General features: G+C 39.9%; 6 protein-coding genes and 2 pseudogenes. 4 read left to right on the top strand and 4 right to left on the bottom strand.

Annotated features, from left to right (window positions below; genetic code table 11):
• Nucleotides 1–411: pseudogene (locus ACCM36_RS05990) on the top strand (formylmethanofuran--tetrahydromethanopterin N-formyltransferase); the annotation flags it as partial.
• 48 nt (nucleotides 412–459) lie between these two features.
• On the opposite strand, the gene ACCM36_RS05985 reads toward ACCM36_RS05990, so the two are convergent.
• The 3 genes from ACCM36_RS05985 to mfnA all read right to left on the bottom strand — a co-directional run bounded on the left by ACCM36_RS05985 (nucleotide 460) and on the right by mfnA (nucleotide 4513).
• Complete coding sequence (locus tag ACCM36_RS05985; RefSeq protein ID WP_370572843.1) at nucleotides 460–1869, bottom strand: TraB/GumN family protein; 1410 nt, start codon at nucleotides 1867–1869, stop codon at nucleotides 460–462.
• An 84-nt stretch (nucleotides 1870–1953) separates the two neighbouring features.
• Nucleotides 1954–3054 carry a CBS domain-containing protein gene (locus ACCM36_RS05980; protein ID WP_370572842.1) on the bottom strand — a complete coding sequence of 367 codons (1101 nt, stop codon included), beginning with the start codon at nucleotides 3052–3054 and terminating at the stop codon, nucleotides 1954–1956.
• A gap of 259 nt (nucleotides 3055–3313) precedes the next feature.
• A complete protein-coding gene (mfnA, locus tag ACCM36_RS05975; RefSeq protein ID WP_370572841.1) occupies nucleotides 3314–4513 on the bottom strand; it encodes a tyrosine decarboxylase MfnA in 1200 nt (399 codons plus the stop codon).
• A gap of 713 nt (nucleotides 4514–5226) precedes the next feature.
• Between mfnA and ACCM36_RS05970 the strand changes: the two genes are divergently transcribed.
• Nucleotides 5227–6462: an ORC1-type DNA replication protein gene (locus ACCM36_RS05970; RefSeq protein WP_370572840.1), complete on the top strand. Its 1236-nt coding sequence runs from the start codon at nucleotides 5227–5229 to the stop codon at nucleotides 6460–6462.
• A 26-nt stretch (nucleotides 6463–6488) separates the two neighbouring features.
• Here the strand turns inward: ACCM36_RS05970 and ACCM36_RS05965 are convergent, their stop codons facing one another.
• Nucleotides 6489–7046: a S26 family signal peptidase gene (locus ACCM36_RS05965; protein ID WP_370572839.1), complete on the bottom strand. Its 558-nt coding sequence runs from the start codon at nucleotides 7044–7046 to the stop codon at nucleotides 6489–6491.
• Nucleotides 7047–7208: 162 nt separating this feature from the next.
• Between ACCM36_RS05965 and ACCM36_RS05960 the strand changes: the two genes are divergently transcribed.
• Nucleotides 7209–8762: a DNA-directed DNA polymerase II small subunit gene (locus tag ACCM36_RS05960; protein ID WP_370572838.1), complete on the top strand. Its 1554-nt coding sequence runs from the start codon at nucleotides 7209–7211 to the stop codon at nucleotides 8760–8762.
• 264 nt (nucleotides 8763–9026) lie between these two features.
• Nucleotides 9027–9391: pseudogene (locus ACCM36_RS05955) on the top strand (methylamine utilization protein); the annotation flags it as partial.

Genomic DNA, 9391 nt, shown 5'->3' with positions numbered 1-9391 from the left:
GGTGGTAACTTCTTCATCCTGGGTGATAGCCAGATGAGTGCATTAACAGCCGCCGAGGTTGCTGTTGACGCCATCAAGGAACTGGAAGGTACGATCACACCTTTCCCAGGTGGTATTGTTGCAAGCGGTTCCAAGGCAGGTTCTAACAAGTATGCCAAGTTCATGAAGGCCACAGCCAACGAGAAGTACTGTCCTTCCATCAGAGACAAGGTGCCTGACACTCAAATCCCTGCAGATGTAAAATCAGTGTATGAGATCGTCATTAATGGTGTCAGCGAAGAAGCCATTAAGAAAGCAATGGCTGTTGGTATCAAGGCAGCTGTAACAGTTCCCGGTATTAAGAAGATCACTGCCGGTAACTACGATGGAAAGCTCGGAAAATACCAGTTCAGGCTTCACGACCTCTTCTGAGGCCGAAGCTGAACTTTTCTTTTTCTTTCATTTTTTGAATTTTAGAAATCAGAGACCTAGTACCGCCAGGCCTGCATTCAAAGCAGACTCAAGGAAATCCTTGGCTTCGATCCCCAGTATCTGGAGTATCACATAAGCACCCACGATACTACCTGCCATAGCTCCCAGATTGGCCAGAGATGTCACTAGAAGGACCCTGAAGAAATTGTTCCTCATCATATCTTTCATTGATTCCGCTTCCACTAGATTCTTCAGGTCCTTGGTGGTAGGATTGCGATATTTTGCTTCTCTGAGTCCCGCATACCATCCCGCAGCTACAGCCGGATTAAGAGTGGTCATCCAAGCCACCAAAAAGGATGTTAATATCGAATAAGGATGTCCTCTTGCCAACGCAGTACCCAGAGCACTTAAACCCCCGGTGATGAGAAACCACCACACGAACACTATACCAAGGGTTTTTAGGGATACTCCTGAAATTAACAGCAATGCAAAGGCTGCCAGTGGGATCGCTAGCATTATAAGACCAAAAAGTTTCAAAAAACTGAACCTTTTCTTCGGAATCTCGTCGACAGATTCCAGACGTGGAAGGGTTTCCGGATGCAACAGATAATTCTGTATACCTGCCCTATGACCTGCACCCACAACAGCAATGATCTTTTTCCCACCTCCGGATGCAAGTCTTATAAGATTTGAGGCCATGTAGGCATCCCTTTCATCTATCAGTACTTTCACAGCATTGGGGGAAGTACCGCGGAATTCTTCCACCAGCATCGTGACAATGTCCTGATTGGTAATGGTATTCATATCAATATCCTTGGTGCCACCAAGACCTAAAACAGCTGCTACCAGACCTGCAAGCATCTTTAATTTCTCCATGAAGCCCATCTTGCTCCAGAATCTTTGTAAAGTAACCTGCACATCCCTGTCAATGAGCGCTATTCGTGCCCCATGTATTTCAGCAGCATCTATTGCCTTGATCATCTCGGCACCAGGCTGCACTCCCATATCATCTGCAAACTTTTTCTGTACATGGGCCAGAAGCATGTGTATCATGTACTGATATATCTTGCCTCCTTTAAGAATATCCTTGATAGGGACTTCGGTATCAACGGTTTTACCTTTGAGGCTATCATAACGAGGTTTGCACAGCTCTACAGCAACAATATCAGGTTTTTCCCTTTCTATAGCTTCATTGACTTCAGCAACACTTTTTTCAGACACATGAGCCGTACCGATTATAATGATTCGGGAAGGCTCGGTCTGCGAATCGTTTTCCTCCGAAGAAGGAGATGACAGATCATAACAACCCTGCTGGTTTTCAGCAGGACATGTGTCAGTTATGACAGTGCCTGAATTACCAGAAGAATCCGAATTGTAAACAGATATATCCGTAGAAGAAGCAGTACCGCTGTGGGGAGCAGAAATAGCCCTATCTTCTTCATGAACTGAGTTTTTCACAATACATACCTCACAAACTTTGCTGGAACAACAGCCATTAGTTTTTTAACCGTTTTTAGACTCATTCTATTATTCTTCATCTAGTTACAACTGTTCATTAGAAAGCATCATTGCTCTCATCAGGTCTGTCCTGGAAAGAATACCTACTACAGATCCATTGGAATCGATAACTAGAACTCTTCCTATATTATTTGACATCATCAATTTGAAGGCATCTGCAGCCTTAGCATCTGCAGTCAATGAAAACACACTTGTGGTCATGATATCTCTTACTTGCAAGACAGCTCTTTCAAGAGGAGGTACTTTATGAACATCGGTTAACGTTACAATACCTTTTAAAGAATTGCCTTCCATAACAGGGTAACCCATGTGTCTGTGCTCGAACATGAAATGTAATAGATTTTCAATGGTCATATATGGGGATACTGATGTAACATTTGGGGTCATGACATCTGAAACTGAGTATTTTTCAAGGGTTACAGTAACCGTTGTAGACCTGTCTTCTTCAGAAGCTCCTATGTAAACGAAAAATGCTATTAATATAAGCCAGGCATTAGAGAAAAGCCCGACTATTCCCATAAGAAAAGCAAAAAGCTTTCCCACGGAAGCAGCGTAGTGTGTGGCTTGTATGTAGTTCATTCTTTTGGCATACCAGGCCCTGAGAACACGCCCACCATCCATTGGAAAAGCTGGCAAGAGGTTAAAAAGGCCTAGAACTATGTTTATGGAACTCAGAATATTGAACATCATGTAAATAGACGTTGCTCCATAAGAAGCTATCATAGAGGCTACCAGGAAATTGGATACGAAAATGGTGAAACCAATAATAAGACTCACAAGGGGACCTGCAAAAGCCATTTTAAGTTCTTGTGAAGGATTCCTGGGTATCTCCTCCATAGATGAGACGCCACCAATGAGCATCAGAGTAATGTCTTTTATTTCTACACCGTATCTTTGAGCTACATAGGAGTGACCTAGTTCATGGAGAAGTACGCAGAAAAACAGAAGTATGGTAGTTGTAAAGGATAAAAGATAACTCATCAGTGGAGATGTCTGGTTCTGAAAACCAAAGGGAGCGGGATTTGTAGCAAATACCAGGGCAAATACCGGCAGTATGAGCAAAAAGGTAATATGTAATTTAATGGGTATGCCAAGAATTTTCCCTATTTGAAATGATGTTTTCATGGTTAACCTTGTGATATATTGATATTTATTTTTATCTTATTAACGTGTTGCCAATTAATACTTTCACCCTGCTTGGTCTTCTTTTATATCTACTGCAGGATTACTATCTATTATGCGAGGGATCGATGAATACACGCCTTACAAGCTTCAAGGCCAGGTGTCATCAATTCCCAATATTTGATACATCCCCTCAATACTTAACCGGAACATGTCTTGAGTCTTAAAAACGCTTTTATGAGCGTTCAAAGCCGTTAGTTTCTTAAGACATGTTACCGGTCCCGTCAAAAATCCTGTCTTTTTCAGATTCATTATTTTCAGAAAACTGAACTTGTTCAAGGACATGTTTCAAGTCTCTACTGAAGGCTAAAATGTTTGCTTCTGTCATATGAGGCATGATAACAAGCCTTATTGAAGGGGGTTGTTTTGTTATTGAAACTTGCCAGCCAAATTGAGTGGCTAATTCTTTACGAATCTTCTTTGGCTGCGATACAGATAAAGCTATAATATTCATTACGGGATCAATAACAGGATTAACTCCAATATTTCTAACCTCGTTTAAAAGTAAGTGAGTGAGCGACATGCATCTGTCAACAATTTGACAGTAACCTTCTTTTCCTAAATGTTTCATTACAGCATATGTTCCCGCCACTGAAGCTCCGCTGCGCGTTCCAGTTAGAGTAAACTGGCTACTGATGGTCAAATACGGAGTGTCTACTCTAAGAAAGTCCATCATTTTTTCTTCCCTGAAAAGCAATGCTCCTGAAGGAATTGTACTCATACCCATTTTATGAGGGTCTATTGCAATTGAAGTCACGCCAGGAAGAGAAAAATCAAATGGTACATGCTGACTGACAAAAGGAAGAACAAAACCTCCAAAAGCTGCATCTACATGAAGGAAAATACTGTTATCAATAGCAATTTTTGATAAATCGGAAATCGGATCTACCTGACCAAATTCGGTGGAACCGGCAATACCAACAAGTCCAACTGTGTTTTGATCTATAAGGGATATTACATGCTCAGTATCTACAACAAGATCAGAAAGCACCCGAGCTTTAAGTACATTAATTTTAAGAATGTCAGCTATCTTATCAAAAGAAAAATGAACCGATGCAGGTACTATAATATTTGGATTTCTAATAGATTTACAAGCATTAAGCATAGCTCTAACAGCTTGAATATTTGACTCAGTTCCTCCTGTCGTAAGATAACCGTAAGGATGAGAATTATGCAATAGATCTCCAAGCATTGCCAAGACTTTTTGTTCAAGTTCATATGTTCCCATGAAAAGACCATAATCTCCCATGTTAGATTCAATGAACATTTTATGTGCCTCAATTGCAATAGGATGAGGATAAGTACACATGGAACTGAGTACTTTTTCATAGGGAAGATCTTTTGATTTTGCTTGTATCAAAGAAGACTTAACATCTTTCCAGTTTTGTCCATGTTCCTGCATTTGCTGTTAGAATAGCGGGGATGTTTAAAACTATTATGTTTGCAATTTTACAGGTTAGGCTTTAAATGAATTTCATTTTACTGTATGTACAAGGGAACCCCATGATTTCTACTGGAACGTTTAGGTAAAAGTCATTTGTCTCTATGATTTCAATAAGAACTCAAAATATAAAGATAGTCTTTTGCATTTACAAGAAAGATTTAAATACTATAAATTGAATAATGGACGTAAGCTGTTTTTTTCATATAGTTAAAAATTGTTCACCAATTTTTTTTTATGGACTCCAGTGGAAATAATAGGGTCTCTCCCCTTTATAAACTCTCCAGTAGAAATAAAGGGGTTTAGATATTTTGAACTCCATTTGAAATGCTTAATTAAATATATGTCTTCATTTTCCAAACATTTACAAAGGTGTCTGATATTGATTTTTTTACAAGACATTATTTTTATAAATTGCTGCAATGGAAGTAAAGGGGTAATCACCATAACCGTTAATAACCCTAATTTCCAATGTAGCGATTGGAAGAAAAGGATGAGATAAAGGATTCACTTGCTTACAATATTCCGTTCTGTTTAAAGATACTGAGTCATAGAAGAGTGTATTTCTTCTTTTGGTATCTTGTGCTATGCACATATCTTAGATGGTCTATTTTTAGATCATTTCGCGTTTGCATGTTGGATCCGAGGTCTTCAGTGGTAGGATGGTAATCAAAATGCAAAACAAAGCTTTAGATGGTCTGTTTCAGGAGCTACTTGCGACTGAACCTATTTTCAATAACAAGGAAGTTTTGAGGCCGACATATACTCCTGACACCTTAGTGCACAGAGATGAGCAAATAAATAATCTTGCAACCATATTGGTCTCGGCTCTCAGGGGCGACACACCTTCTAATATTCTTATCTATGGCAAGACAGGCACTGGCAAAACAGCTGCTTCACGGCATGTCGGCAGAGAACTGGAAAGAATAGGTGAGCAACTCAATGTCCAATGTAGTGTGGTTTATGTTAATTGTGAAGTCATAGATACACAATACAGACTGCTTGCTAATCTGGCAAGACAGTTTGGAGAAGATGTGCCGATGACTGGTTGGCCTACCGATCAAGTTTTTGCGAAATTCAAAGAAGCTGTAGATTCGAAAAAACAAGTTATTATTATTATTCTTGACGAAATAGATAAGCTTGTTAAAAAAGGAGATGATGTACTATATAATCTTTCCAGGGCAAATTCTGATCTCAAGCAGGCTAAAGTGAGCATGATCGGAGTTTCTAACGATCTAAAATTCACTGAGTTTTTGGATCCTAGAGTGAAAAGTTCGCTTGGAGAAGAAGAAATTATTTTCCCGCCTTATGATGCTGATCAAATCAGCGATATCTTAGTGGAAAGAGCAGAAATAGCTTATAAAAGCGGTGTTCTGGAGGAAAGCGTTATTCCTTTATGTGCAGCTTTTGCAGCTCAGGAACATGGAGATGCAAGACGTGCATTAGATCTTCTAAGAGTTGCAGGAGAACTTGCTGAGCGTGAAAAGAAACCACATGTACAGGAAGAACATGTTCGCAGGGCTCAAGATAAAATAGAAGTAGATCGTGTTATAGAAGTTGTAAAAACTCTTCCAACTCAGTCAAAACTTGCACTTTGTGCTGTCATTAATTTGAGGAACAATGGTTACAAGAATGTTACCACTGGAGAAGTCTATAATGTTTACCGTCAGCTTTGTATCAATGTAGACATGGACATTTTAACTCAAAGACGTGTGACTGACTTGATGTCAGAACTTGATATGCTTGGTATAGTCAATGCTCTTGTGGTAAGTAAAGGTAGATATGGAAGAACAAAAGAAATAATTTTGAGTGTTCCTGTTTCCAGTACACAGCGTGTACTTTTTGAAGATTATAGGCTTAAACCCCTTGAAAATTTCAAACCTGTAATTACTACTCAAATGCATTTATGATGTTGTTCTCTGGTAAAAAAGTAATATCAGAAAGGCAACATCAGCCTTATCTTTCCTATATAAGGTATGCGATATCTGGCAATTCCTATGATCCATTCTTCTTTTACTGGTGTGAGATAGCTTATTTGTCCTTGCTGATCATATATCATATTTGTTTTTTCATTGTCGCCTTTGGTGATGTAACCATCATGAGGAGCCACTGCTCCTCCCTCCCACATAGGTTCTCCTGCTTTCACAAAGTACATTGCCCTGTGTATAATGGGTGTTACATCTTCCCTTCCATACGGCCTGTATAATATCACATCTCCGTTATCCTTAAATGATACATAATCGCTGGAAGCATCAGCTTTTGTTATTACTGATGTCCTCTCAATATTTTGGATGAAAACTATGTCCCCGATATTCATATGTGGTTCCATGCTACCGGATTCTACAGCGACCATTGGTGCCCACATACCAAATATCAGGTATGAAATGGTTGAAAATACCAGCACAGCTGCAGCTACAGATACTATATCCCTGGCAAGTGAAATGAAAAAATTATCGCTTTCCTGAAAAGTTCTAATGCCTTCCTTTAGATCCATTGTTTCACCGGACGCTTTTAGATAAGAATTATACAGTAGTTTCTTCCTTCCCATTACAACTATATAAGAACATAGCATATAGGCCACGTTGCCCTTCTTGGAGGGCCCAGGGATTGAAAATCTGTGATAAAAATGTTTCGCTATTCCTATACCTGATCCTCTATGAATCAGATCGAAGTGATTACCGTTTTCCTGGAAGAAGGATACCAGATAAGTCCGAATGCTGTGGAATTGATATGTTGCCATTGCAATCCACGCAGCCTTGTTAATCGTATCTTAAAGAACATGGCCCCTTCCGTTTTAGTAGTGGATATTGAACATATTGATGAACATATTAATGAAAACAGTTTTCAGGAAAAGTATGAGGTGCCTGTAAAACAATCTCTTGCTAATAACCTTCCGGCCATTCCTAAGATAATTGCCCCAATAGGTTCTGCTATTAACCCTGTTCATTCAGATAATCCTGTTGATGTTCTACTGGACATCACAGATAATTCCACATGTGTAGGAGAGTACATGGAATTCGTCCAGTTTTTCAGGAATAGATATAGCAGGTTAAGTGAGATGATCAGAGGCAGATTAAATTCAAGACCCATAGAAAGTCTGAACAAGTACCGTAACAAAGGCATAGGGCGCCGCGAGGGCATGGATAAGGATATGAACGAAGTTTCTATCATTGGCATGGTCTCAGACATTAAAAGCACAAGTAACGGTCATAAGATGATAGAACTTGAAGATACTACCGGTTCCATCTCGGTGTTGGTACGAATGGCTGATAAAGAGTTGTTCGAACTGGCCAGTCGTTTTATACTGGATGAAGTGATAGGTATTACGGGTGCTCTCACTAATGATGGCAAGCTGCTTATTGCTAAAAAGATCACTATTCCAGACTTGCCGAACACTCTGGGTCAAAGAAGAAGGTCGTACGGTAAAGCTGTGCTGACTTCTGATGTTCATATAGGCAGTTCCACATTTTTAGAGGAACAATGGTATCATTTTATTGATTTCCTCAAAGGAGATACTGACAATGAAGCAATGGCTGCGTTGTCCAAAGAAGTACGTTATCTTGTTGTTGCCGGGGACCTGGTTGATGGCGTAGGCATTTATCCCGGGCAGGAGATGGAATTAAAGATACAGGATGTATATGAACAGTATAAAAAGGCTGCAGAATATTTTAGTGAAATACCCAGGCACATCACAGTAATAATATCTCCTGGTAATCATGATGCTGTGAGGCAGGCAGAGCCCCAGCCCATGCTGCCGGAGAACATACGGGCTGATTTCTCTGAAAATGTTACTTTCGTGGGAAACCCTTCAGTCGTTGATCTTGATGGTGTTAAGCTTATGATATATCATGGCAGGTCCATCGATGATCTGGTGGCATCGATTCCGGGTGTATCTTATCAGGAACCCACAAAGGCTATGGTGGAAATGATGAAAAGAAGGCACCTTTCTCCTATTTACGGTAGCAGAGTCTCTATAGCTCCTGAAAAGCAGGATCATTTTGTTATTGGCCAGGTGCCGGACATACTACATTGTGGTCATGTACATACAGTGGGTGTGGAATGGTATAAAAATGTCCTATTAGTGAACTCGGGTACATGGCAGTCCCAGACAGAGTTTCAGAAAAGAGTGAATGTCGTCCCCACTCCTGCACAGGTGCCTATAGTGGACCTTAGTACTCTTAAGACTACTATTCTTAAGTTTGCAGAATGATCTTTATTCCCTTACTCCCCGGCTTGAATTGATTTCCTAGGATAATAAAATATAAATACGATGACATCTTTAAAATTCATCATCTTATTAAGATATCCTGGAAGTTCTAGATGAGTCTAAGAATAAGTTTCAGTGGCTTATTCTCTTAAATCATTTCCAGCTCGGTTTTCATACAGACATATTAAAGCACAAAATATATATCATAGTGCCCTCAAAACAAACCTTAGCGTTTAATCAGGTGAAATACTTTTTGAAGGAAATCTCATGTATGTAATTGCATTGGACCTTGGGACTAGCGGTTTCAGATCCCAGCTGATAGATATCAGATCAAGGGAAACTATCAAAACTGTGATCACTATGGGACATCCTCTCCCAGGAGGGAATGTGATGGACCATCTGGATTTTGCCATTAACACAGGTAAGGATGTGGCCCATGGATTGATGATAGAAGCTGTGAAAAAAGTGCTGGAAAGATTCGATGTTGATCCTTCCAGTATTCAGAGGATAGCCGTTTGTGGTAATCCTATACAATTGTCCCTATTCCAGAACAGCGAGATTCTGGATCTTGCGTATGCAGGAGAGACCAAGCAAAAAAAGCTGGGTGTCCACAATGTAAAAAGAGATGCCCG

It is taken from the genome of Methanomethylovorans sp. (assembly GCF_041305605.1).
Taxonomy (GTDB): domain Archaea; phylum Halobacteriota; class Methanosarcinia; order Methanosarcinales; family Methanosarcinaceae; genus Methanomethylovorans.
The sequence above is the reverse complement of the archived record's forward strand: the minus strand, read 5'-3'. Positions and strand labels throughout refer to the sequence as shown.

Excerpts from the sequence above, each read along its gene's own strand:
- ACCM36_RS05965 (WP_370572839.1), bottom strand. The coding sequence starts at position 7,046 with ATGGATCTAAAGGAAGGCATTAGAACTTTTCAGGAAAGCGATAATTTT.
- ACCM36_RS05980 (WP_370572842.1), bottom strand. The coding sequence starts at position 3,054 with ATGAAAACATCATTTCAAATAGGGAAAATTCTTGGCATACCCATTAAA.
- ACCM36_RS05960 (WP_370572838.1), top strand. The coding sequence starts at position 7,209 with ATGAATCAGATCGAAGTGATTACCGTTTTCCTGGAAGAAGGATACCAG.
- ACCM36_RS05970 (WP_370572840.1), top strand. The coding sequence starts at position 5,227 with ATGCAAAACAAAGCTTTAGATGGTCTGTTTCAGGAGCTACTTGCGACT.
- mfnA (WP_370572841.1), bottom strand. The coding sequence starts at position 4,513 with ATGCAGGAACATGGACAAAACTGGAAAGATGTTAAGTCTTCTTTGATA.